The following is a 22,599-nucleotide window of genomic DNA, read 5'->3' as shown; positions in this document are numbered from 1 at the left end:
CTAGGCCTGCGCCTGCGCTTCTGCCACGACCTTTCGAGCGGCGGCGAAGCCCCGCTCGAGATCCGCCTTGATGTCATCGATGTGCTCGAGCCCGACCGAGAGTCGCACGAGACCGGGCGTCACACCCGCGGTGAGCTGCTGCTCGGGCGTGAGCTGCGAGTGCGTGGTCGATGCGGGGTGGATGATGAGGCTGCGGACGTCGCCGATGTTCGCGACGTGGCTGAAGAGGTCGACGTTCTCGACCACCGCGCGACCCGCATCCACGCCGCCCTTGAGCTCGAACGAGAGCACCGCGCCCACACCCTTCGGTGCGTAGAGGTTCGCGGTCGCGTACCACGGGCTCGTGGGGAGGCCGGAGTAGTAGACGGTCGCGACGTCCTCGTGCGCGTCGAGCCACTCGGCGACCTCCTGCGCGTTCTGCACGTGACGCTCAACGCGGAGGGAGAGCGTCTCGATGCCCTGCAGCAGCAGCCACGCGCTGAGCGGGGCGATTGAGGAGCCGAGGTCGCGCAGCAGCTGCACGCGCGCCTTGATGATGTAGGCGAGTTCGTCGCCGACGGCGCCCGTGTAGCTCACGCCGTTGTAGGAGGGATCCGGTTCGGTCAGCCCCGGGAACTTCTCAACGTTCTTCGACCACTCGAACTTGCCGCCGTCGACGATGACGCCGCCGATCGTCGTGCCGTGGCCGCCGAGGAACTTCGTCGCCGAGTGCAGCACAATGTCGGCGCCGTGCTCGAACGGGCGCACGAGGTAGGGGCTCGCGATCGTGTTGTCGACGATGAAGGGCAGCCCGTTCTCGTGGGCGACATCGGCGACGGCGCGGATGTCGAGCACGCTCGAACGGGGGTTCGCGATCGACTCGGCGAAAAACAGCTTCGTGTTCGGGCGCACCGCGCGCTGCCAGGCCGCGGGGTCGTCCTGATCCTCGACGAATGTCACCTCGATGCCGAGCTTCGCGAGCGAGTACTTGAAGAGGTTGTACGTGCCGCCGTAGATGGAGCTCGACGACACGATGTGGTCGCCCGAGTTCGCGATGTTCAGCACGGCGAAGGTCGAGGCCGCCTGACCGCTCGCGAGCAGCAGCGCACCGGTGCCGCCCTCGAGCGCGGCGATGCGCTCTTCCGCGACGGCGGTTGTCGGGTTGGTGATACGCGTGTAGATCGGGCCGAGCTCAGCGAGCGCGAAGCGGTTCGCGGCCTGCTCGGTGTCCTCGAACACGAACGAGGTGGTCTGGTGGATCGGCACGGCGCGCGATCCCGTCTCGTCGGGCTGCTGCCCTGCGTGGATCTGCTGGGTTTCAAATCCCCAGGCGCTCTGGTCTGTCATAACGGCTCCTCAGTGAGTGTGATTCAAGTGGCGGGACTGGTGCGATGTTCCGAGCGTAGGAGAAGCGCGCGCCCGCGGCAATCAGCGGCGTCTCGCAGCGTAACGTGAAGCGCTCCGCAACACCGGTATCGCTCACCCTATGCTCGAAGGCGAGGTGGGAGCGGCACCCGCACTGACGCGGGCAGCGGTGCACCGGGAACACAGGATGAATCAATGCGAGGAGAAACGCATGCAGCGACGGGTCGTGGTCACGGGAGCGAGCTCGGGAATCGGTGCGGCGTCGGTACGCCGCTTCGCGGAACTCGGGTGGGAGACAGTGGCCGTCGCGCGGCGGGCAGAGCGGCTGGAGGCGCTCGCCGCAGAGACCGGAGCGCACACGATCGTCTGCGACGTGACTGACGAAGGGCAGGTCGCGCAGATGGCGGCGGAGGTCGCTGAGACGGGCGGTGCGACGGGCCTCGTGAACAACGCTGGAGGCGCGCTCGGCACGGACTCGGTGGAGAGATCGTCGAACGACGATTGGCGCCGCATGTTCGAGGTGAACGTGCTCGGGTTGCGTTCGGTGACGGCCGCGATGCTCCCCGTGCTGCGCGAGGGCGCGCGCACCTCGGGCTGGGCCTCGATCCTGAATCTCACGTCCACCGCGGGCCTCGACGCCTACCCGGGCGGAGGCGGCTACAACGCCGCGAAGTTCGCGGCCCACGCGGTCACGAGCGTGCTGCGCCTGGAGCTCGGCGGCGAGCCGATCCGGGTCATGGAGCTCGCGCCGGGGCTCGTGCACACCGAGGAATTCACGTTGAAGCGGCTGCGAGGCGACGCGGAGGCGACGAACAGGGTGTACGCCGATGTCATCCCGCTCGCCGCGGAAGATGTCGCGCGCGTGCTCGTCGGCGCCTTCGAGCAGCCGCCGCACGTGAACCAGGATCTGATCGTACTGCGTCCCGTCGCGCAGTCGAGCGTCTTCCACACGCACCGCGGCGAGCTCGCACCGAAGGCGCAGTGAGCATCGCGTTGCGCGCCGAGGGCATGGCCCCCGATTGGGTGCAGGCGCTGGCTCCGGTCGCGTCGCAGCTCTCCGCTGTCGAGGAGTTCGTGGCGGCCGAGCGCTCCGCCGGAGCAGAAGTGCTGCCGGCGCCGGATCGCGTGCTCGCCGCCTTCCGCCGGCCGTTCGCGTCGGTGCGGGTGCTCGTCGTGGGCCAGGATCCGTATCCGACGCCCGGTCACTCCATCGGCCTCTCGTTCGCGACCGCGCCCGATGTGCGCCCGCTGCCTCGCAGCCTGCGGAACATCTACCGCGAGCTGCAAGACGACCTCGGAGTGCCGCCCGCGGAGCACGGGGATCTGCGGCCGTGGGCGGATCAGGGCGTGCTGCTGCTCAACCGCGTGCTGACCGTGCGCGCGGGAGAGACCGGTTCTCATCAGCGGAAGGGGTGGGAGGCCGTGACGGCACGCGCGATCACCGCTCTCGCGGAGCGGGGCGGCCCCCTCGTCGCGATCCTCTGGGGAAAACCCGCGCAGTCCGTGGCGCCGCTCCTCGGCGACGTGCCGCGCATCGAAAGCGCCCATCCGTCGCCGCTCTCCGCGTCGCGGGGATTCTTCGGCTCCCGCCCGTTCAGCCGGGCGAACGCGGCGCTCGAGGCGCAGGGTGCTCCGCCGATTGACTGGGAGCTGCCCACGCCCGGGCTGTTCTGACAGCTGAGCTTTCCGTGCTCAGGGCCGGGTGCGGATCGCTGCAGCTCGTCGCCGCTGCATCCTCAAGCTCCGTTCGAGCTCAGCGCCCCAGCCGCGCCGCGAGACCCGCGGCGGCCTCGAGCACGAGCAGCGCGGCGAGTCGCACCGTGCGGCCGTCGGGCGCGTCCGCCGTCGCGTCGACCTCGGCGATGTCGATGCCGCGCACCCGTGGATCGCGTGCGAGGAGGCGCGCGGCCCGGCGCAGTTCGTGCGCCTGAAGCCCGCCGGGCACCGAGGCCGGGCAGCCCGGGGCGACCGCTCGATCGCAGACGTCGACGTCGAGGTCGACGTGGATTGACCCGCCGGCCGCGCCCGCGATCTCGAGCGCCTCGGCGACGACCTCGCGCATCGGCCGCTCGTGCAACTCGTCGCGGTGAATCACGCTGATGCCGAGCTCGCGGGCGCGGTCCCGGTAGGCACGCGAGTTGGCGAAGTCGGCGATGCCCACCTGCACGATGCGGCGCGGATCGAGTCCGGCCTCCACGAGCCGCCGCACCGGCGACCCGTTGCTGCGCCCGTCCCGCAGGTCGTGGTGCGCGTCGAAGGTGATGAGGCCCGCGGTACCGAGCGCATCGCCGAAAACCCCGAGTGCTGCCGGAACGGTGAGCGCGTTGTCGCCGCCCAGCGCGACGACGAGTTCACTGCGAGCGGCGAGCTCGCGCACCGCCGTCGTGGCGTCCCGCTCACCCGACTCGGTATCGGGATCGGCGCAGTCTCCGGCGTCGACGATGCGGAGGGCCTCGTCGATCACGATTTGCGCTTCGTCACCGCGGGCCCCTGGTGCGCCCGGTGAGACGACGTGACTCGAGTATCTCCGGAGGGCGGAGCGGATGGCGGCGGGGGTGCGATCCGCCCGCGTCTCGGAAAGTGAGGTGCGCGCCGTCGGGATGCCGATGATGCCGAGATCGATCGCGTCCGCGCCGGGAACGGCCCAGCCGCCTGTGCGCGGCCAGGCGGGATCGTGTGGCAGCGGTGCGTCCATCGATTCTCCTCGAGAAGGTAGAGCGGGGTCGGTGATTTCCCCAGTGTGCGGGGAAGGAGCGGCGAGGGGCACCGGGGAAACGTCCGGCGCTGTCCGGGATCCCGGACGCCCGCCGCGGAAAACGCGACCAGTCGCGGTGCCGCATGCGCTGAGATCGGACCATGACCGATCACGACACCGCGCGCCAGAACTCTGACCTCCTCGAGACCGTGCTCCTGGGAGCTGCGCCCCTCACGATCTCCGACGTGGTGGCGGTGGCGCGGCACGACGCGAGGGTCGAGGTCGCTACTGAGGCGCTGGAGCGCGTCGCGGAGAGCCGCCGCGTCATCGAGGAGCTCGCCGGTGACACCCAGCCGCACTACGGCGTCTCCACGGGCTTTGGGGCGCTCGCGAAGGTGCAGATTCCGGTCGAGAAGCGGCAGCAGCTGCAGCGGAGCCTCATCCGTTCGCACGCCGCCGGCGCCGGGGCGGAGGTCGAACGCGAGGTGGTGCGCGCGCTCATGCTGTTGCGTCTGAACACGCTCGCGAGCGGCCGCACGGGCGTGCGGGTCGAGGTCGTCGAGACGTACGCCGCGATCCTGAACGCCGGAATCACCCCGGTGGTGCACGAATACGGGTCACTCGGCTGCTCGGGCGACCTCAGCCCCCTCGCTCACTGCGCGCTCACGCTCATGGGCGAGGGCGACGTGCGCACGGCGGCGGGTCCGGAGGGCCCTGCCGTTCCGGCCGCCGAGGCGCTCTCCGCCGCGGGCATCGAACCGCTCGTGCTCGCCGAGAAAGAGGGCCTCGCGCTCATCAACGGCACGGACGGCATGCTCGGCATGCTCTGCCTCGCGCTGCACGACCTCGCGGGACTCCTCGCCGTCGCCGACGTCGCGGCGGCCGCATCGGTGGAGGCGCTGACGGGCACCGACGCCGTGTTCGCCGCCGATCTGCACGCGCTCCGGCCCCACCCGGGCCAGGCGCTCGCCGCATCCAACATGCTGCGGGTGCTCGAGGGCTCGTCGCTCGTGCAGCGGCCGCGCGAGGGGGAGTTCACCCGTGTGCAGGATGCCTACTCGCTGCGCTGCGCGCCGCAGGTGCACGGCGCCGCGCGCGACACCGCGGAGCACGCGGCCCGCGTCGCGAGCATCGAACTCGTCTCCGCGATCGACAATCCGGTGGTGCTGCCCGACGGGCGCGTCGAGTCGAACGGCAACTTCCACGGCGCTCCCGTGGCGTACGTGCTCGACTTCCTAGCGATCGCGGCGGCCGACGTCGCGAGCATCTCGGAGCGTCGCACGGATCGCTTCCTCGATGTGGCCCGCAACCACGGCCTCCCGCCGTTCCTCGCGGCCGACGCCGGCCTCGACTCCGGGCTCATGATCGCCCAGTACACCGCCGCCGGGATCGTGTCCGAGCTGAAGCGCCTGGCGGCACCCGCCTCGGTCGACTCCATCCCGTCGTCGGCGATGCAGGAGGATCACGTGTCGATGGGCTGGGCAGCGGCGCGAAAGCTCCGACGCTCCATCGACGGACTCGCGCGCGTGCTCGGCATCGAGCTGCTCGCCTCGACACGAGCCCTCGACTTCCGGGCGGCAGCGGGCTCGGGCGATCCTGCCCCCGCGACAGCGGCCGTGCACCGCCTCTTCCGCTCGCGAGTGAGCGCGCCCGACACCGACGCCTTTCTCTCGCCGGACATCGCGGCGGCGCACGACTTCGTGAGCGGCGGCGACGTGCTCGAGGCGGTGGCGGGCGCGCTCGGCGCTCCGCTCGCGTAATGCGTGTGATGCACGTTGTGCGCGTGATGCACGTTGCGCGTGTTGCGCGCGTCGTGCGCCGGCGGGTCTAGGCTTCGAGGCATGGGGGCACCGAAGGTTCCGGCGGCGGATCAGACGCTCAGGATCCTCCGGCTCCTCGCGCGCTCCCGGGGGCCGCTCGCCGCGAGCATGATCGCCACGCAGCTCGAACTGCCGCGCTCGACGGTGTATCAACTGCTCGACGCGCTGCAGGAGCACGGCTTCGTGATGCACCTGCCGGAGGAGCGACGCTACGGGCTCGGGATCGCGGCCGTCGAACTGAGCTCGGCCTACGAGCGCCAGGAACCGCTTGCCCGGCTCGGCCGCCCGCTGCTCGCGGCCCTCGTCGATCGGGTGCGCTTGAGCGGTCACCTCGCGGTGCCGCACGGGCGCGACGTGCTGTACGTCGTGGAGGAGCGAGCGCCCGGTTCGCCGCCCCTCGTCACCGACGTCGACGTGCGTCTGCCCATGCAGCTGACCGCGAGCGGTCGTGCGATCCTCGCGGCGCTGCCCAAGGCGCAGGTGCGCGCCCTGTTTCCCGACCGCGAGTCCTTCGTGCATCGCCACTCGTCCACCGACGACATCGATCGCTACTCGCGCCTCCGGAGTGTGCTCGACGCGACGCTGACGCGTGGATACGCGCTCGAGGAGGGGGCGGTCACCGAAGGGCTCTCGTCGGTCGGCGTACCGGTGCTCGACCACCGCGGGTGGCCGGTCGCGGCGATCGCGGTGACATACCCGGAGGGAGCGGTCGATACGGCGGTCGCGGCGGGTCTCGCGGAGGAGGTTCGCGCGACGGCGAAGACCCTGTCGGCGCGGATCCACGGGCGGGGAGTGCGGTCGCCGGGGCGCGGGTGATCCGCCCCGCTTCTGTCGCGCCTGCACGCGCCTGCACCGGCCTGCCTCGCCTTCTCGAGGCTCCCCGCGGGACGAAAATCTCCCGTGTCGCATGGTGTAGACTCGGTGGCTGTACTTCGGCGAGGGGCCTCTGAGCCCGTGATCGACGCGGGACGGACTGCCTCAGCGGGCCATCTTGCTGCGTAACTACGCGAGTGCGAGACACCAATCCGGCGGCCAGACCGCCCGACGTTGGGCGAGAGCCCGCAAGGAGAAATCATCATGAGCGCAAGCAACCAGCTCGTCGGCAACCGCCGCGAATCGTTCGGCAAGGGCGCTGCCCGCAAGCTGCGTGCAGCCGGCCAGACCCCCGCGGTCGTGTACGGTCACGGCACCGACCCGATCCACGTCTCGGTCGAGACCCACCCGCTCAGCCTGATCGTGCGCCACGCGAACGCGCTCATCGAGCTCGACCTCTCGGGCGAGAAGCAGCTCGTGCTCGTCAAGGACGTGCAGCGCGATCCGGTACGCCAGATCATCGAGCACATCGACCTCATCGTCATCAACCAGGGCGAGACTGTCGACGTCGAGGTGCCGCTGCACGTCACCGGTGAGTCCTTCTCCGGTACCAACGCACTGCAGGAGCTCAACACCATCCACCTCAGCGTTCCCGCGACCTCCATCCCGGAGAACGTCGAGGTCAGCGTCGAGGGCCTCGAAGAGGGCGCGCAGATTCTCGCCGGCGCGATCGCGCTGCCCGAGGGCGCTTCGCTCATCGGTGATCCCGAGCAGCTGGTCGTGAACATCGTCGTGCCGCGCGGTGCTGCCGAGGACGAGGCTGCTGACGAGGCGGCTGCGGAGTAACCTCCCCACGAACTCGGGCCCGTCGGCTCGGCGATGCGTCGCCGGCCGGCGGGCCGTTCGTGTTTTTGCGCGCGGTCGCGGGGCATTGCGGGGAATTCGCGGCCTGCAAATTCGGGGTGGCGGATCGCGGCGCGTGATGCGCGCGGCGCCGCAGGCAGCGGGCGTCGTGCGGCCTGGTAGGCGAACGGCCATGAATGTCGGTGGCTCCTGCGAAGATGGAATGCGAGGCAATCAATGTTCTGGCGCAAGCGGAAAGAAGCGGAGGATCGCGTGAGCGACGACACCTGGCTCGTCATGGGCCTGGGAAACCCCGGCGCGAAGTACGAGGCGACGCGCCACAATGTGGGTCAGATGGCGCTCGATGTGCTCGCTGATCGCATCGGCGGCAAGTTCTCTGCTCACCGCACCGGCGCTCGGGTTGCCGAGGGCCGCGTTCGCCCCGGCGGGCCGAAGCTGATCCTCGCGAAGTCGAACGGCTACATGAACACGTCGGGAGGCCCCGCCTCTGCGCTCGCGCAATACTTCGGCATTCCCGCTGAGCGGGTGATCGTGCTGCACGACGATCTTGACCTGCCGTTCGACACCGTGAAGCTGAAGCAGGGCGGTGGCCACGGCGGGCACAACGGTCTCCGTGACATCGCGAAGGCGCTCGCGACCCCGGAGTTTCTGCGGGTGCGCATCGGCATCGGGCGACCGCCTGGCCAGCAGGATCCGGCAGACTTCGTGCTCAAGCCGTTCGCGACCGCGGAGCGCAGCAACCTTGCGGTGCTCATCGAAGACGCGGCAGACGCGACCGAGGCTCTCGTCGATGACGGCCTGCTCGCGGCGCAGCAGCGCTTCCACGCTCGGAGCGCGCAGTGACGCTCAGGGGCCTCGACCGACTGCTCGAGGCGTCGCCGTCGTTCGCGGCCGCGCTCGACTCAAGCGCGACGGACGTCGAACTCTCGGTGACGGAGGGGCTCCGCGCCCCGCTCATCGCGGGGATGTATCGGCGTCGCCTGGCGGCCGACGATCGGGGCGCGCTGCTGATCATCGCGGCGACGAGCCGCGAGGCTGACGCGCTGCGGAGTGCGCTCGCCTCGCTGATGCCCGAGGCTCAGGCGGTGGAGTTCCCGGCGTGGGAGACGCTGCCGCACGAGCGCCTGAGCCCGAGCGCGGAGACCGTGGGACGCCGCGCGGCGGCGCTCCGGCTCCTGCGCGAGCACTCGGGGGAGCGGCCCCTGATTGTCGTCGCTTCGGTGCGCGCGGCGCTGCAGCCGGTGTCGCCCCACGCCGCGGCCGCGGAGCCGATCGTGCTCGCGGCCGGGCAGAACTCCGAGGGTCTCGAGACGGTCGCGCGGGGGCTGGTGGAGTACGCCTATACCCGGGTCGACATGGTGACGCGACGCGGCGAGTTCGCGGTGCGCGGCGGCATCCTCGACGTCTTTCCTCCCACTGCGGAGCAGGCCGTGCGAGTCGACTTCTTCGGCGACGAGGTTGATCAGATCAAGCGCTTCGCTGTGGCGGATCAGCGCAGCGCCGGCGACCCGCTCGCGGAGATCGAGCTCTGGCCTGCCCGCGAACTCCTGCTCACGGAAGAGGTCCGCGAGCGCGCGGCCGAGCTCCTCCCGCGCTTCCCAGCGCTCAGCTCTCTGCTCGAGAAGATGAGCCAGGGCATCCCGGTCGAGGGCATGGAGAGCCTGCTCCCGCAGCTCGTAGCGGGAGTCGCACCGATCACGTCGCTGCTGCCCGAGGGCGGCGCCGTGCTCGTCGCGTCGCCCGAGCGCGTGGCGAGCCGCGCGGTCAGCCTCGCTGATACGAATCGCGAGTTCCTCGAGGCAGCGTGGCAAGCGGCTACTGCGGGAGGCGACGCGCCCGTTCCCACCGAAGACAGCGGCATGCTCTCGATCGGGGAGCTGCGGAAGGCGTCCCAGGGGCGGCCGTGGTGGACGATCTCGAATTTCGTGCGCGACGAGTCTGCCGAGGGTGCGTCGTTGGCGGACCCCTCCGTGCTTGCCGTCGGCGGCAATATCTTCCCGAGGCCCGCACAGGCAGGGGACGCGACCGGTGCCGCGATCCGCCTCATCGGCGAGCGTTTGCGGGAGGGGTGGCATGCCGTCGTGACGGCGCAGGGCGTCGGGCTCGTAGAGCGCGCCCGCGACGTGCTGGCGGAAGCCGGAGCTGCGGCGCGGATCGTCGACGAGCTTCCCGAGTCGCTCGAAGACGGTGTGGTGTACCTCGTCGCGGGCACCGCCTGGGCAGGTTTCGAGAGCGGCGAGGCGAGGCTGCTGCTCGCGACCGAGTCGGAGTTCTTCGGCCGGTCCGCGGGGTCGCAGGCCGCCGCTGGGCAGAAGCTCGCGAAGCGGCGGGGCAAGAACGTTGTCGATCCGCTCAAGCTGAATCCGGGCGATTACGTGGTGCACGAGACGCACGGCATCGGCCAGTTCGTCGAGCTGACGCAGCGCATGGTGCCCAACGGCATCGGGCGAGACGCGACGAAGGCGCTGCGCGAGTATCTCGTGCTCGAGTACGCCTCGACCAAGCGCGGCATGCCGAAAGACAAGCTGTACGTGCCGACCGATCAGCTCGATCAGTTGTCCCGCTACGTCGGCGGAGAGGCGCCCGCGCTCTCGAAGATGGGCGGCAGCGACTGGGCCACCGCGAAGAAGAAGGCGCGCAAGGCCGTCCGCGACATCGCGGTCGAGCTCGTGAAGCTGTACTCCGCGCGCGTGGCGTCGAAGGGCTTCGCGTTCTCCACCGACACCCCGTGGCAGCACGAGCTCGAAGAAGCCTTCCCTTTCGCCGAGACGCTCGATCAGCTCACCACTATCGACGAAGTGAAGCGCGACATGGAGCGGTCGATCCCGATGGATCGACTCATCGCGGGCGACGTGGGCTTCGGTAAGACCGAGGTGGCCGTGCGCGCTGCGTTCAAGGCGGTGCAAGACGGCAAGCAGGTCGCCATGCTGGTGCCGACGACGCTGCTCGTGAATCAGCACCTCGAGACATTCCAGAATCGCTTCGCGGGCTTCCCGGTGCGGCTGCGCCCCCTGAGCAGGTTCCAGTCCGACAAGGAGGCGAAGGACACGCTTGACGGCCTCGCAGCGGGCACCGTGGACGTCGTCATCGGCACCCATCGCCTGCTCTCCGACAACGTGCACTACAAAGATCTGGGCCTCGTCATCATCGACGAGGAGCAGCGCTTCGGCGTGGAGCACAAGGACGCGCTCAAGAAGCTCAAGACGAACGTCGACATCCTGGCGATGAGCGCCACGCCGATTCCTCGCACGCTTGAGATGGCGGTGACGGGCATCCGCGAGATGTCGACGCTCGCGACCGCTCCCGAAGATCGCCACCCGATTCTGACCTTCGTGGGCCCCCGCAGCGACAAGCAGATAACCGCGGCCATCCGTCGCGAGCTGCTGCGGGAGGGGCAGGTGTTCTTCGTGCACAACCGCGTGCAGTCGATCACGCGCATTGCGAACCAGATCGCCGAGCTCGTGCCCGAGGCCCGGGTCGCGGTTGCCCACGGCAAGCTCAGCGAGCACCAGCTGGAGCAGGTCGTGCAAGATTTCTGGGAGCGCAAGTTCGATGTGCTGGTCTCCACCACGATCATCGAGACCGGGCTCGACATCGCGAACGCGAACACCATCATCATCGACTCCGCCGACAAGTACGGTCTGAGCCAGTTGCACCAGCTGCGCGGCCGCGTCGGCCGAAGCCGTGAGCGGGCGTACGCGTACTTCCTCTACGACCCCGACAAGCCGCTCAGCGAGCAGGCGCACGAGCGACTCGACACGCTCGCGACGAACAACGAGCTGGGCTCGGGCATGCAGGTGGCTCTCAAGGACCTCGAGCTGCGCGGAGCGGGCAACCTGCTCGGCGGCGAGCAATCGGGGCACATCGCGGGCGTCGGTTTCGACCTGTACCTGCGGATGATCGGCGAGGCCGTGAGCACGTTCAAGGGCGAGGACGTCGCAGGCACCACGGAGCTCGTGCTCGAGCTGCCGGTCGACGCGCACATCCCCGAGGAGTACGTCGAGAGCGAGCGACTGCGACTCGAGGCGTACCAGAAGTTCTCGGCCGCCTCGCATCCGCAAGCTCCCGAGGATCACGTGTCGCTCGTGCTCGAGGAGCTCACGGATCGGTACGGCGCCCCGCCCGCCGAGGTCGAGCGACTCGCGGCCGTGTCGGCGCTGCGCCGCCGGGCGTCTCGCCTCGGGCTCTCGAAGGTCGTCGCCGCGGGCCCGACACTGCGCATCGAGCCGGTGAAGCTCGCGGACTCGCGCCGCATGCGCATGAACCGCATGTACCCGGGGTCGCGCTACATGGAGGCGACCGGCAGCCTGCAGATCCCGCTCCCCGGCGGCACCGCCTCGGCGCGAAGCCCGCTCGCTGGCGTCGGGCAGAAATCTGTCGGCGATGAAGGAGACATCGTTGCCTGGACGGGCCGCGTATTCGCGACCCTGCTGGAGGAGGAACCGACGTAGGCGCGCTGCGCCGCGCGGCGCCTCGCTCCTGGCTGCGACACTCGTGTGCCGCGCCCGTCAGACAGTGGAAAGCTCCTCAGGAGGACCGACACGCCGAGTTTCGATCCGCACGACGGGTGATCCACTGCACGGAAGGCGCGGACTGCGTGTGAGTCGGAGCGCGGGGTGCTCCCATGCGGCCTTCGATACAGTGGAGGACCATGAGCGACGGAACAAGCGACACACGCCCGAATCCGATCGAAGCGCTGCGCGAGACCGTGCGCCGGATGGTGTGGCCCGGCGGATGCGCCTGGCACGAGGCGCAGACGCACGAGTCGCTTACGCGCTACCTCGTGGAGGAGTCGGCGGAGTTCATCGACGCGGTCGAGCGCGATCTTCCCGCCGATGAGGTGAGTTCCGAGCTCGGCGACGTGCTGTATCAGGTGCTCTTCCACGCGGCGATCGCGGAGCGTGATGGCGAGGGCTACGACCTCGACTCCGTCGCGCGATCGCTGAACGACAAGCTGATCGCGCGTCACCCTCACGTGTTCGGCGACAGAGGCTACATGACCGTCGACGAGCTGCACGCGGAGTGGGAGCGCCTCAAGGAGGAGGCGGCGGGGGAGGAGCGCGGATCGCGCGGTCCACTCGACGGGATCCCCGCCGGCATGCCAGCGCTCGCGCGTGCGGCGAAGGTCGTGGATCGCCTGCACCGAGCGGGTCTCATCAATACCTCGGCCGCGGACCGCTACCCCGAGAATCCGATGGCCGACATCATCGGGCCGGATGAGCAGCGACTCGCGGAGTTCGGCATCGGAGACGCGATGCTCGCCCTGGTGACCCGGGCGAATGCCGCAGGCGTCGATCCTGACCGCGCTCTGCGCCTCGCGGTCGATCGACTCGCGGCCCGCGCCCTCCACACCGGGGAGTAAACCGCACCTCGGACAGTGGAGCACCGGTTGTGCGGGTCGACACGCCGGGAATCGACCCGCGCGACGAGCTATCCACTGTCTGACGGGCGTGCTCAGGGCCGAGGCGCAACAGCAGCGGCAGCACACAGCAGCAGAAGCGCACCGCAGCGGCAGGGCTCAGCCCGCCAGCGTGGAAGAATGGGGGACTATGGCAGCACCCGTGAACCCGCCGCGCGGCATGCGCGATTTTCTCCCCGCAGACAAGGCACGCCGCGAGCACGCACTCGGGATCATCAGGAACGTGTACCGCTCCCACGGCTTCGACGAGATCGAGACCCCGGTGGTTGAGGACTACGCGCGGCTCCACGCGGGGCTCGGCGGCGACAACGAGAAGCTGAGCTTTTCGATCCTGAAGCGAGGCATCCCGCCCGAGGCGCTCGCCGCCGCTGCGGAGGCCGGCGACGCGGAGGAGCTCGCGGACCTCGGCCTGCGCTTCGACCTCACGGTGCCGCTCACGCGCTTCTTCGCGTCGCACCGCGCAGAGCTTCCGCCGGTGTTCCGCTCGATCCAGATCGCCCCGGTCTGGCGCGCCGAGCGACCGCAGAAGGGGCGTTACCGCCAGTTCGTACAGGCGGACATCGACATCATCGGGGAGTCGGGCCTGCTCGCCGAGATCGAGCTCATCACGGCGACCTCGCAGGCGCTGGCCGCGCTCGGGCTCGCCGGTTGCGTGATTCGGGTGAACGACCGGCGGATCCTCTTCGGTCTGCTCGAGCACTGCGGCTTCGCGTCCAAAATGCACGACCGCGCCCTCATCACGATCGACAAGCTCGACAAGATCGGCGTGACCGGCGTCGTCGACGAGCTGCGTGAGGCCGATGCTGAGGCAGCGGAGCGCATGGGCGAGATCCTCACGAATGTCGCGCCGCTCGTGGGTTCGGGCGAGGGCGGCGGATCGGGCATCGCGCTCGCCCACGACGCGATTGCCGAGGTGCTCCCCGCTGGTGCTGCCGAAGAGGGTGTCGCCAACCTCGTCGCTCTGGGCGAGGCGCTCGAGGGATCGCTCCCCGAGGGCGTCGATGTCAGGTTCGATCCGACGCTCGTGCGGGGGATGGGCTACTACACGGGGACGATCTTCGAGATCGCGCACCCGGGCTCGGGAAGCTCGGTGGGCGGCGGCGGACGCTACGACGGGATGGTCGGGCGCTTCCTCGGGCAGGACGTTCCGGCGGTCGGCTTTTCCATCGGCTTCGAGCGCGTCGTCGACCTCATCGAGCTGCCCGAGGCCACGGGCCCGGAGGCGGTCGCGCTCATCGCCGATGCCGATGTCGAGTTGGCGGATCTCCTGGCGCTCAAGCGCGCGCTCGTCGATCGTGGACACCGCGTGCGTCTCGAGAAGCGGCAGAAGAACATGAAGGCGCTGCTGGCACGGGTCGCGTCCGAGGGCTTCACCCGCGTCGCGAACGTGCGTGCCGGAGCCTCGGCGGCCGACGAACTGGAGTTCCGCGAGCTGTCCTGAGCGCAACGGGACGCGGGGCGGCCCGAGGAGCGTTCGGCCGCGGTTGCGGGTGGCGGATCCGCACTGCGTGCCGCACTCTGCGCAGCGGCGCGTCAGCCTGACGCTGGGCTTCCTCAACGCGGCGTCGGTGGGGGTGGCGTGCCCTACACTTAAACACGGCGGGAAGACCCGTTTCATCTCTGCTGCACCCGGCACCGGACACCCCCTTCAAGGAGCGCATAGTGGCTTTTATCGACGCAGTGATCGCCCGAGAAATTCTCGATTCGCGTGGCAACCCGACCGTTGAGGTCGAGATCGGTCTGACCGATGATTCGGTGGGCCGCGCCGCGGTTCCGTCGGGAGCCTCCACCGGTGCGTTCGAGGCGTACGAGCTGCGTGACGGCGAAGAGCGCTACCTCGGCAAGGGTGTGACGCGCGCGGTCGACGCGGTGTTCGACGAGCTCGCCCCCGCGATCGAGGGCCTGTCGGCCGACGACCAGCGCATCATCGACGAGACCCTGAAAGAGGTCGACGGCACCGACAACAAGCAGCGCGTCGGCGCGAACGCGATCCTCGGTGTGAGCCTCGCGGTCGCGCACGCCGCAGCAGCCGCGGCTGAACTGCCGCTCTACCGCTACCTCGGCGGCCCGAGCGCACGTACGCTGCCCGTGCCGCTCATGAACATTATCAATGGTGGTGCGCACGCAGACACCGGCGTCGATATCCAGGAGTTCATGGCGGTGCCGCTCGGCGCGGAGACGTTCTCGGAGGGCCTGCGCTGGGGCGTCGAGGTGTACCACTCGCTCAAGGCGCTGCTGAAGGAGCAGGGCCTCGCGACCGCGCTGGGCGATGAGGGCGGCTTCGCTCCCGACCTGCCGCACAACGCTGCCGCGCTCGACCTGATTGTCGAGGCGATTAAGCGCGCCGGTCTCGAGCCGGGCCGCGACGTGGCTGTGGCGCTCGACGTCGCATCGACCGAGTTCTTCGAGAACGGCATCTACAACTTCGAGGGGCAGCAGCGCACCGCGGCTGAGATGACGGCGTACTACGCCGATCTGCTCGACCGTTACCCGCTCGTTTCCATCGAGGATCCGCTCGCGGAGGACGACTGGGAGGGCTGGCAGCAGCTCACCGAGCAGCTCGGCGACCGCGTGCAGCTCGTCGGCGACGACCTCTTCGTGACGAACCCCGAGCGCCTCGCCGACGGCATCGCGAAGGGCGCCGCGAACTCGCTGCTCGTGAAGGTCAACCAGATCGGCACGCTCACCGAGACCCTCGACGCGGTGCAGCTCGCGCAGCGGTCGGGCTACACGGCGATCCTGTCGCACCGCTCCGGCGAAACCGAAGACGTCACGATTGCGGACCTCGCCGTCGCGACGGATTGCGGCCAGATCAAGACGGGCGCGCCCGCGCGCTCGGAGCGCGTCGCGAAGTACAACCAGCTGCTTCGTATCGAGGAGGAGCTCGGTTCCGCAGCGCAGTACGCCGGCCGCGGCGCCTTCCCGCGCTTCACGGCCTGAGTAAGCTCCGAGCCCGGAGGAGAAGGCGGCGACGGTGAAGCGCTGGATCGAGGATTTGGGAACGTGGGCTTCGAGCCTGCGCTTCAGCGCTTTCACCGTAACCGTCGTGGTGCTCGTGCTTGCGGGCGCCGTGATCGTGAGCCCGAGCCTGTCGACGTTCGTGCAGCAGCGGCGCGAGATTGCGGAGCTCCGTGAAAGCGTGCGGCAGAGCCAGGAAGCCGTCGACGAGATCGATGCCGAGCGCGCGAAGTGGAAGGACCCGGTCTACGTTCGCGCCAAAGCGCGCGATCGACTGTTCTACGTGATGCCCGGCGAGACCCAGGTCAACGTGATCGACGACATCGTGATGCCGGTGGAATCCGACGAGGAGACCGAGGCCGAGCTGTCGCGAATCTCGAGCAACTGGGCGCGAGGTCTCTCGGCCTCCTTCTTGAGCGCGGGCACCACTGATGCGCCGCCGGACGCGGCGGAAGATCCTGCGTCGAAGCCGACCGAGCCTGGCGCAGAAACACCCGAAACGACCGACGAGACCGCTCCCGAGGAGACCGCACCATGACGCGACCGCCGTACACCGAACCCACCGCTGCTGATATCGCCGCGGTGAGCGAGCAGCTGGGTCGCGAGGCGCGCGGGGTCGTCGGCATTGCTGCACGCACGACCGACGGCAGCCCCGCCGTCGTCGCCACGGCGCCCCGACTCCCTGACGGTTCGCCCTTCCCGACCTTCTATTACCTGTGCCACCCGGAGGCCGTGGCTGCGGCGTCACGACTCGAGGCCGCGGGAGTGATGAACGAGTTCAACGCTCTACTCGCGGAAGACGAGGACGTGCGGGCTCAGTACGAGCGGGCGCATGATCAGTACATTGCGGATCGCGACAGCGTCGGCGAGGTGCCAGAACTCGCAGGCGTGAGCGCGGGTGGAATGCCAACCCGTGTGAAGTGCCTGCACGCACTCATCGGCCACGCGCTCGCTGCTGGCCCGGGCGTGAATCCGATCGGCGACCTGGCGCTCGCACGCAGCGGCTGGGTTCGCTGAGGGTGCTCGTGGCGCGCGCTGAGTATCAGCCGTACTCAGCACCCCTCAAAACGCGTTAAACTGAAATCACGGGTTGAAATACCCGTTTTTTCTGTGCCCGGGACGCGGGTCCGACATTGATTGCTACAAGGAGATCGCTTCGTGGCGAAGAAGATTCTGATCGTTGGCGGCGGCTACGCCGGCTTCTACACCGCATGGAAGCTCGAGAAGCTGCTGCGTGCCGGTGAGGCCGAGGTCACGATCGTCGATCCACTGCCGTACATGGCTTACCTTCCCTTCCTTCCCGAGGTCGCGTCGGGCTCGATCGAGCCGCGTCACGCGGTTGTCGCGCGCCGCCGGCACCTCGAGCACACCGCGAACATCGCGGGTAAGGTGACCGGCATTTCGCACGCGACGCGCACTGCGACGATCACGCCGAACGTGGGTGAGGCGTTCGATTTCGCGTACGACCACATCGTGATCACGACCGGTTCGGTGTCGCGCACGTTCCCGATTCCGGGGATCGCGGACAATGCGATCGGCATGAAGACGATCGAGGAGGCTGTCGCGGTGCGCGATCGCCTCGTCGGCAACTTCGAGCGCGCGGCCTCGCTGCCGAAGGGTTCGCCCGAGCGCGCACGTCTGCTCACCGTGACGGTGGTCGGCGGCGGGTTCGCCGGTATCGAGAGCATCTCGGAGCTGCGTTCGTTCGCGACCTCGCTGCTGCGCCGCTACCCCGAGATCTCGTTCGATGAGACCGTGTTCCACCTGGTCGAGGCGATGGGGCGGATCATGCCCGAGGTGTCGCAGGAGACCGCGAACTGGGTCGTGAAGGATCAGACCCGCCGCGGTGTGCAGATCCACCTGGACACGCAGCTTTCTTCCGCGGTCGACGGCAACATCGAGCTCTCGACGGGTGAGAAGTACGAGTCGGATCTGATCGTGTGGACCGCTGGTGTGATGCCGCGGCCGTTCCTGCGTGGCACGGATCTGCCGATCGGCCCGCGCGGTCACGTGATCGGCAGTCCGACGCTGCGCGTCACGACCGAAGAGGGCGAGCCGCTCGTCGGCGCGTGGACCGCGGGTGACACCTCGCAGGTTCCCGACATCTCCCCGACGCCGGGCCCGGGCGGGTTCTGCGTGCCGAACGCGCAGCACGCGGTGCGGCAGGGCAAGCTCCTCGCGAAGAACATCGTCGCGGATCTGCGCGGCGAGGGCGTCGCGGAGTACAACCACAAGAACGCGGGCGCGGTCGCGGGTCTCGGTGTGAACACGGGCGTGTTCCAGTCGGGCAAGTTCGCGATGAAGGGCTACTTCGCGTGGCTCGCGCACCGCTTTTACCACGGTCTCGCGATTCCGTCGTGGGAGCGCAAGTGGCGCGTGTTCGGCGGCTGGGTGGGGCACTTCTTCCTGGGCCGCGACATGGTGAACATCGAGGCGCTGCAGGAGCCGCGCGCGATCTTCGAGGAGTTCGCGTCGCGCCCCAGGGCGTGATGGGCTGAAGCTCTGATGCAGGAAACCCCCGCGGCGGTTGCCGAGGGGGTTTCCTGTTTTGATCGGGGCCGTGCGCGGCAAGAAGTGAGGGTTTTGCGTGAGGCGTTCTCCGGGCTCGGTAGAGCCCGCGCCGGAACTGGAGGAGAGCTCTGCTCTCCTCCTTATAGTTCCGGGCTCGGTAGAGCCCGCGCCTCCGAAGGAGAAATGCTGCTTCGCATTTCTCCCTAATCCGAAGGCGCATGCTTCGCCAGGAACTTGTACATCTCCGTGTCGTCCACCCCGGGGAAGGTGCCGGTCGGCAGCGGCGAGAGCACGTGGGCGTGCATGCGGGCGCTCGGCCAGGCCTTCCCCTGCCAGCGGGTGAGCAGCTCAGAAGCCGGCGTGCGGCAGCACGCCAGATCCGGACACGTCGAAACTTGGCGCTCGGTCGTGTCGCGCCCGCGGAACCATTTCGCATCATCGAACACGACCCCACAGGCGATCGCGAACGGCCCCTGTTCGGCATCTCCGGTCTGCACACTGGACCAGAATGTGCCGTCAGGGGTGTCGGTGTACTGATAGAACTCACTGGTCCGGTTCGTGCGGTTGAACGCGGTGCGCCCACCCCACTTCTGGCAGAGCACCTCTCCCTCGATCGATCCCGAATCGTCCGCGGGATATGGGAGACCGTCATTCTGGTAGCCGCGAACGACCGCCCCCGAGCCGTCGGCGCGGTAGTGATGCGTGCGAAGCCCGAGGTGCTGGGTCGCAAGGTTCGTGAAGCGGTGGGACGCCGCCTCGTGCGTCACGCCGAACGCGTCCCGAAAGTCCTCGATCGCAAGGTTGCGGTTCAGCTTCGCCTGCTGCAGGAACTCGACGGCACGAGCCTCAGGAATGAGACACGCAGCGGCGAAGTAGTTGATCTGCAGCCGCTGCTCGAGAAACTCCGCGTAGCTCGACGGCTCCGCGTGCCCCAGTACGCGATGCCCCATCGCCTGGAGCGCGAGCGAGCGGAGCCCGTGGCCGCCCGGGATGGAGGCGGGCGGCAGATAAATGCGGCCATTCTCGAGATCCGTGATACTCCGCGTGTTCGAGGGAAGGTCGTCGACGAAGAGCAGCGTGAACCCGAGCAGTTCCGCGAGCATTGCGACCTGTCGGTGCGTCACTGCGCCCCGGGTGTGCCCGAGCCGCCGCATCAGGTCGGAAGCGACGAGCTCGATGTCGCCCAGGTAGTTGTCGCGCGCCTGCATCTGCATGCGAATTGCGGTGTTCGCCCGGCGGGCCTCCTCGGAGGTCGCGGCCGCGGCGCGGGATCGGCGCGCGAGCTCGCGATGCAGGCCGACCAGCGCCTCCAGCGTGTCGTCGGGGAGAGTTCGGGGCGTGCGTACGTGGGGGAGCCCCAGCCGGGAATAGCCCAGAGTGGACTGCGCCCGTTCGAGTTCGACCTCGAGTGCGCTGCGGTGATCCGGAGCCTCACGCTTGAGCAACTCGGCCGGATCGATACCCAGCTCGCGCGCGAGATTCTGCAGCAGCCCGAGTCGCGGCTCGCGGCGGCCGTTTTCGATCAGCGAGAGTTGGCTGGCGACGACTCCGACCCGCTCGCCGAGCTGCTCCAGTGTCAAGCCTGCGCGCGTACGGAAGTGGCGCACGCGTTTACCGAGAATGAGGCGATCGAATTCTGACGCGTCGATTTCAGGGGTCATAACCGAGAACTCAGGAGCCATTCTTTGACTATATGTCAAAAACGGCGAATGTTTCCTTCAGGTTCGGTGAAGGCGAGGTGAACGGGCCGTGAGAATGGATATGTCGCCGGTTCTTCATCCGCGGCGCGAAATCCGAGGAGAACGTCATGGCCCTGACCCAACCCATCGAAACCGAGATCGCCGTCGCCGACATCGTGCGCGCGGGCGCCACGACGAGCAACGAAGAGGTGCTGGAATGGGTGACCGAGGTTGCGGAACTGACGCAGCCCGACGCCGTGCTCTGGTGCGACGGGTCGCAGGACGAGTGGAACCGCATCACCACGGAGATGGTGGAAGCCGGCTCCCTGATCCCGCTCAATAAGAACCTCCGCCCGGGAAGCTTCCTTGCCCGTTCGCACCCCGCTGATGTGGCGCGAGTCGAGGACCGCACATTCATCTGTTCCGTTGATGAGGCCGACGCCGGCCCCACGAACAACTGGATGGCTCCCGACGCGATGAAGGCGGAGCTCATGCCGCTCTTCGAGGGCTCGATGCGCGGGCGCACGATGTACGTCGTTCCGTTCTCGATGGGCCCGGTTGGCGGTGCGATCACCCAGCTCGGCATCGAAATCACTGATTCGCCGTACGCGGTGCTCAACATGCGGATCATGACTCGAATGGGTCAGGCCGCCCTCGACGGCATCGAGCCGGGCAGCGAATGGGTGCGCACCGTGCACTCGGTGGGTGCGCCGCTGGAGCTGGGCCAGACCGATGACGCGTGGCCGTGCAACTCGACGAAGTACATCACGCACTTCCCTGAGACGCTGGAGGTCTGGTCGTACGGTTCGGGATACGGCGGAAACGCGCTGCTCTCGAAGAAGTGCTTCGCGCTCCGCATCGCGAGTGTGATGGGCCGCAACGAGGGGTGGCTCGCTGAGCACATGCTCCTGCTGAAGCTGACGAACACCGACACCGGCAAGGCGTACCACCTGTCGGCGGCGTTCCCGTCGGCCTGCGGCAAGACGAACCTCGCGATGCTTCAGCCCACGATTCCGGGCTGGAAGGTCGAGACGATCGGCGACGACATCGCGTGGCTGCGTCCGGGAACCGACGGACGCCTCTACGCGATCAACCCGGAAGCGGGCTTCTTCGGTGTCGCGCCCGGAACCGGTGAGTCGACGAACCCCGTCGCGGTCGAGACCATGTGGGGCAACACGATCTTCACCAACGTCGCGCTGACCGACGACGGCGACGTGTGGTGGGAGGGCAAGACTGACGAGGTTCCCGCGCACCTCATCGATTGGCGCGGCGACGACTGGACGCCCGACTCGGGGCGCGTTGCCGCGCACCCGAATTCGCGCTTCACGGTGCCGATCCAGCAGACGCCCACCCTTGCGCAGGAGTGGTACGAGCAGAACGGCGTGCCGCTCGACGCGATCCTCTTCGGTGGACGACGCGCGACGAATATTCCGCTCGTGGCCCGCTCGCTGTCGTGGGAGCACGGTGTGTTCGTCGGCGCGACCATCTCCTCGGAGAAGACCGCCGCTCAGGAGGGCACCGTCGGTGAGCTTCGCCGCGATCCGTTCGCGATGCTTCCGTTCTGCGGCTACAACATGGCCGACTACTGGGGCCACTGGCTCGAGATGGGGGAGGCGCTCGGCGAGCAGGCCCCGAAGGTGTTCCAAGTGAACTGGTTCCGCAAGGGCGCCGACGGCCGCTTCCTGTGGCCGGGCTTCGGCGAGAACTCGCGCGTAATCGACTGGATCATTCGCAGCGTCGAAGGCTCCGTCGAGGGTCGCGAGACCGCGATCGGTGTCGTGCCCGCAGCCGGCGAGCTCAACCTGGACGGCATCGAGGTGCCGGAGGCTGACCTCGAGGAGCTGTTCTCGATCGACGCGGCGTCGTGGCTCGCAGAGGCGGACCTCACTGAGGAGTTCTTCGCTCAATTCGGAGATCGGCTCCCGGCCGCCCTCTCGGATCAGCTCGCGCAGTTGCGTGCGCGCCTGTCGGCCGCGTGATCTGAGCGCGAGTCTCGCGTCGATCTGATCGGCGCGCTCAAGACCGTAAGCCCCGCTGTTCTGCCCGACGGCGGGGCTTACTCTTTCTCGGTTGAGTGGGTGCGGCTTCGTGCGTCGGGTCCGCGCCCCTCACTCGCGATCTGCAAGAATCGGATCGACCCCCCCATAGCCCAACTGGCAGAGGCAGTCGACTTAAAATCGACACAGTCAGGGTTCGAATCCCTGTGGGGGGACCACATTAGGTCTCTATCTTGCGGAACGCCCCGAGCCCCAGCGCCAGCGAAGTTGGGGACGCAGCGCCTGCCGCGCAGGGCGGCGGCGACTAGGCTGAGCGCGTGCTCTTCGCCAAGTTCGTGCTCGTCGCTGTCATCGTCGTCGTGATCATTCTCGCGGTGCTCATGCGCGTTCGAGCCGCTCGGATGCGGCGGGAGCGGGCGCAGCTCGCGCGCCGTGCAGCGGCCGCCGCCGCATGCGTAGCGTCACAGCGAAATCAAGAGCGCCAGCGATAGGATGCAGA

General features: G+C 68.6%; 18 protein-coding genes and 1 tRNA gene. 16 read left to right on the top strand and 3 right to left on the bottom strand.

Features of this window, described 5'->3' with window-relative positions:
* Positions 1–1,326: a bifunctional o-acetylhomoserine/o-acetylserine sulfhydrylase gene (locus WFH00_RS01165; protein WP_336658718.1), complete on the bottom strand. Its 1,326-nt coding sequence runs from the start codon at positions 1,324–1,326 to the stop codon at positions 1–3.
* A gap of 229 nt (positions 1,327–1,555) precedes the next feature.
* On the opposite strand from WFH00_RS01165, the gene WFH00_RS01160 reads away from it, so the two are divergent.
* Positions 1,556–2,329, top strand: a complete 774-nt coding sequence (locus tag WFH00_RS01160) for an SDR family oxidoreductase (protein ID WP_336658716.1) — start codon at positions 1,556–1,558, stop codon at positions 2,327–2,329.
* 23 nt (positions 2,330–2,352) lie between these two features.
* Positions 2,353–3,018, top strand: a complete 666-nt coding sequence (locus tag WFH00_RS01155; RefSeq protein WP_336659167.1) for a uracil-DNA glycosylase — start codon at positions 2,353–2,355, stop codon at positions 3,016–3,018.
* Positions 3,019–3,097: 79 nt separating this feature from the next.
* Here WFH00_RS01155 and WFH00_RS01150 read toward each other — a convergent pair whose 3' ends face one another.
* Complete coding sequence (locus WFH00_RS01150) at positions 3,098–4,039, bottom strand: arginase family protein (protein WP_336658715.1); 942 nt, start codon at positions 4,037–4,039, stop codon at positions 3,098–3,100.
* A gap of 161 nt (positions 4,040–4,200) precedes the next feature.
* Between WFH00_RS01150 and hutH the strand changes: the two genes are divergently transcribed.
* From hutH to WFH00_RS01095, 11 genes are all read left to right on the top strand, one after another.
* Positions 4,201–5,799 carry a histidine ammonia-lyase gene (gene hutH, locus WFH00_RS01145; RefSeq protein WP_336658714.1) on the top strand — a complete coding sequence of 533 codons (1,599 nt, stop codon included), beginning with the start codon at positions 4,201–4,203 and terminating at the stop codon, positions 5,797–5,799.
* An 81-nt stretch (positions 5,800–5,880) separates the two neighbouring features.
* Complete coding sequence (locus WFH00_RS01140) at positions 5,881–6,675, top strand: IclR family transcriptional regulator (RefSeq protein WP_336658713.1); 795 nt, start codon at positions 5,881–5,883, stop codon at positions 6,673–6,675.
* A 261-nt stretch (positions 6,676–6,936) separates the two neighbouring features.
* A complete protein-coding gene (locus tag WFH00_RS01135) occupies positions 6,937–7,518 on the top strand; it encodes a 50S ribosomal protein L25/general stress protein Ctc (RefSeq protein ID WP_336658711.1) in 582 nt (193 codons plus the stop codon).
* Between the two features lie 234 nt (positions 7,519–7,752).
* Positions 7,753–8,379, top strand: coding sequence for an aminoacyl-tRNA hydrolase (gene pth / locus WFH00_RS01130; protein ID WP_336658710.1), 627 nt, complete (start codon positions 7,753–7,755; stop codon positions 8,377–8,379).
* Positions 8,376–11,987: a transcription-repair coupling factor gene (mfd, locus tag WFH00_RS01125; RefSeq protein WP_336658709.1), complete on the top strand. Its 3,612-nt coding sequence runs from the start codon at positions 8,376–8,378 to the stop codon at positions 11,985–11,987. The genes pth and mfd overlap by 4 nt, the downstream gene beginning before the upstream one ends.
* A gap of 200 nt (positions 11,988–12,187) precedes the next feature.
* Positions 12,188–12,898: a MazG nucleotide pyrophosphohydrolase domain-containing protein gene (locus WFH00_RS01120; protein ID WP_336658707.1), complete on the top strand. Its 711-nt coding sequence runs from the start codon at positions 12,188–12,190 to the stop codon at positions 12,896–12,898.
* A gap of 187 nt (positions 12,899–13,085) precedes the next feature.
* Positions 13,086–14,396: a histidine--tRNA ligase gene (hisS, locus tag WFH00_RS01115; RefSeq protein ID WP_336658706.1), complete on the top strand. Its 1,311-nt coding sequence runs from the start codon at positions 13,086–13,088 to the stop codon at positions 14,394–14,396.
* Positions 14,397–14,617: 221 nt separating this feature from the next.
* A complete protein-coding gene (gene eno, locus WFH00_RS01110) occupies positions 14,618–15,895 on the top strand; it encodes a phosphopyruvate hydratase (RefSeq protein WP_336658705.1) in 1,278 nt (425 codons plus the stop codon).
* A gap of 34 nt (positions 15,896–15,929) precedes the next feature.
* On the top strand, positions 15,930–16,451 hold the full coding sequence (locus tag WFH00_RS01105; protein WP_336658703.1) for an FtsB family cell division protein: 522 nt from the start codon (positions 15,930–15,932) through the stop codon (positions 16,449–16,451).
* Positions 16,448–16,930: a DUF501 domain-containing protein gene (locus WFH00_RS01100; protein WP_336658701.1), complete on the top strand. Its 483-nt coding sequence runs from the start codon at positions 16,448–16,450 to the stop codon at positions 16,928–16,930. Before WFH00_RS01105 ends, WFH00_RS01100 begins: the two co-directional genes overlap by 4 nt.
* 141 nt (positions 16,931–17,071) lie before the next feature.
* On the top strand, positions 17,072–18,403 hold the full coding sequence (locus tag WFH00_RS01095; protein WP_336658700.1) for an NAD(P)/FAD-dependent oxidoreductase: 1,332 nt from the start codon (positions 17,072–17,074) through the stop codon (positions 18,401–18,403).
* 224 nt (positions 18,404–18,627) lie between these two features.
* Here the strand turns inward: WFH00_RS01095 and WFH00_RS01090 are convergent, their stop codons facing one another.
* Entirely contained in the window at positions 18,628–20,106 is a 1,479-nt protein-coding gene (locus WFH00_RS01090) for a helix-turn-helix domain-containing protein (protein WP_442918762.1), read from the bottom strand.
* Between the two features lie 125 nt (positions 20,107–20,231).
* Here WFH00_RS01090 and WFH00_RS01085 point away from each other — a divergent pair, with 125 nt between their 5' ends.
* From WFH00_RS01085 to WFH00_RS01075, 3 genes are all read left to right on the top strand, one after another.
* Positions 20,232–22,082 (top strand): phosphoenolpyruvate carboxykinase (GTP), encoded by a 1,851-nt coding sequence (locus WFH00_RS01085; protein WP_336658699.1) that lies wholly within the window; start codon positions 20,232–20,234, stop codon positions 22,080–22,082.
* A 159-nt stretch (positions 22,083–22,241) separates the two neighbouring features.
* A tRNA-Leu gene (locus WFH00_RS01080) sits at positions 22,242–22,318 on the top strand.
* Between the two features lie 99 nt (positions 22,319–22,417).
* Positions 22,418–22,591 carry a hypothetical protein gene (locus WFH00_RS01075; RefSeq protein ID WP_336658698.1) on the top strand — a complete coding sequence of 58 codons (174 nt, stop codon included), beginning with the start codon at positions 22,418–22,420 and terminating at the stop codon, positions 22,589–22,591.
* Positions 22,592–22,599 lie beyond the last annotated feature (8 nt).

The sequence above is a fragment of the Leucobacter sp. USHLN153 genome, assembly GCF_037145615.1.
GTDB lineage: Bacteria > Actinomycetota > Actinomycetes > Actinomycetales > Microbacteriaceae > Leucobacter.
Note: the sequence above shows the minus strand (reverse complement) of the source record. Positions and strands in the feature narration are given on the sequence as shown.

Bases quoted from the DNA above. Each gene is read 5' to 3' on its own strand.
- hutH (WP_336658714.1), top strand. From the start codon at position 4,201: ATGACCGATCACGACACCGCGCGCCAGAACTCTGACCTCCTCGAGACC.
- WFH00_RS01150 (WP_336658715.1), bottom strand. From the start codon at position 4,039: ATGGACGCACCGCTGCCACACGATCCCGCCTGGCCGCGCACAGGCGGC.
- pth (WP_336658710.1), top strand. From the start codon at position 7,753: ATGTTCTGGCGCAAGCGGAAAGAAGCGGAGGATCGCGTGAGCGACGAC.
- WFH00_RS01100 (WP_336658701.1), top strand. From the start codon at position 16,448: ATGACGCGACCGCCGTACACCGAACCCACCGCTGCTGATATCGCCGCG.
- WFH00_RS01165 (WP_336658718.1), bottom strand. From the start codon at position 1,326: ATGACAGACCAGAGCGCCTGGGGATTTGAAACCCAGCAGATCCACGCA.
- hisS (WP_336658706.1), top strand. From the start codon at position 13,086: ATGGCAGCACCCGTGAACCCGCCGCGCGGCATGCGCGATTTTCTCCCC.
- WFH00_RS01155 (WP_336659167.1), top strand. From the start codon at position 2,353: ATGGCCCCCGATTGGGTGCAGGCGCTGGCTCCGGTCGCGTCGCAGCTC.
- WFH00_RS01090 (WP_442918762.1), bottom strand. From the start codon at position 20,106: ATGGCTCCTGAGTTCTCGGTTATGACCCCTGAAATCGACGCGTCAGAA.
- WFH00_RS01085 (WP_336658699.1), top strand. From the start codon at position 20,232: ATGGCCCTGACCCAACCCATCGAAACCGAGATCGCCGTCGCCGACATC.
- WFH00_RS01135 (WP_336658711.1), top strand. From the start codon at position 6,937: ATGAGCGCAAGCAACCAGCTCGTCGGCAACCGCCGCGAATCGTTCGGC.
- WFH00_RS01120 (WP_336658707.1), top strand. From the start codon at position 12,188: ATGAGCGACGGAACAAGCGACACACGCCCGAATCCGATCGAAGCGCTG.
- WFH00_RS01140 (WP_336658713.1), top strand. From the start codon at position 5,881: ATGGGGGCACCGAAGGTTCCGGCGGCGGATCAGACGCTCAGGATCCTC.
- WFH00_RS01160 (WP_336658716.1), top strand. From the start codon at position 1,556: ATGCAGCGACGGGTCGTGGTCACGGGAGCGAGCTCGGGAATCGGTGCG.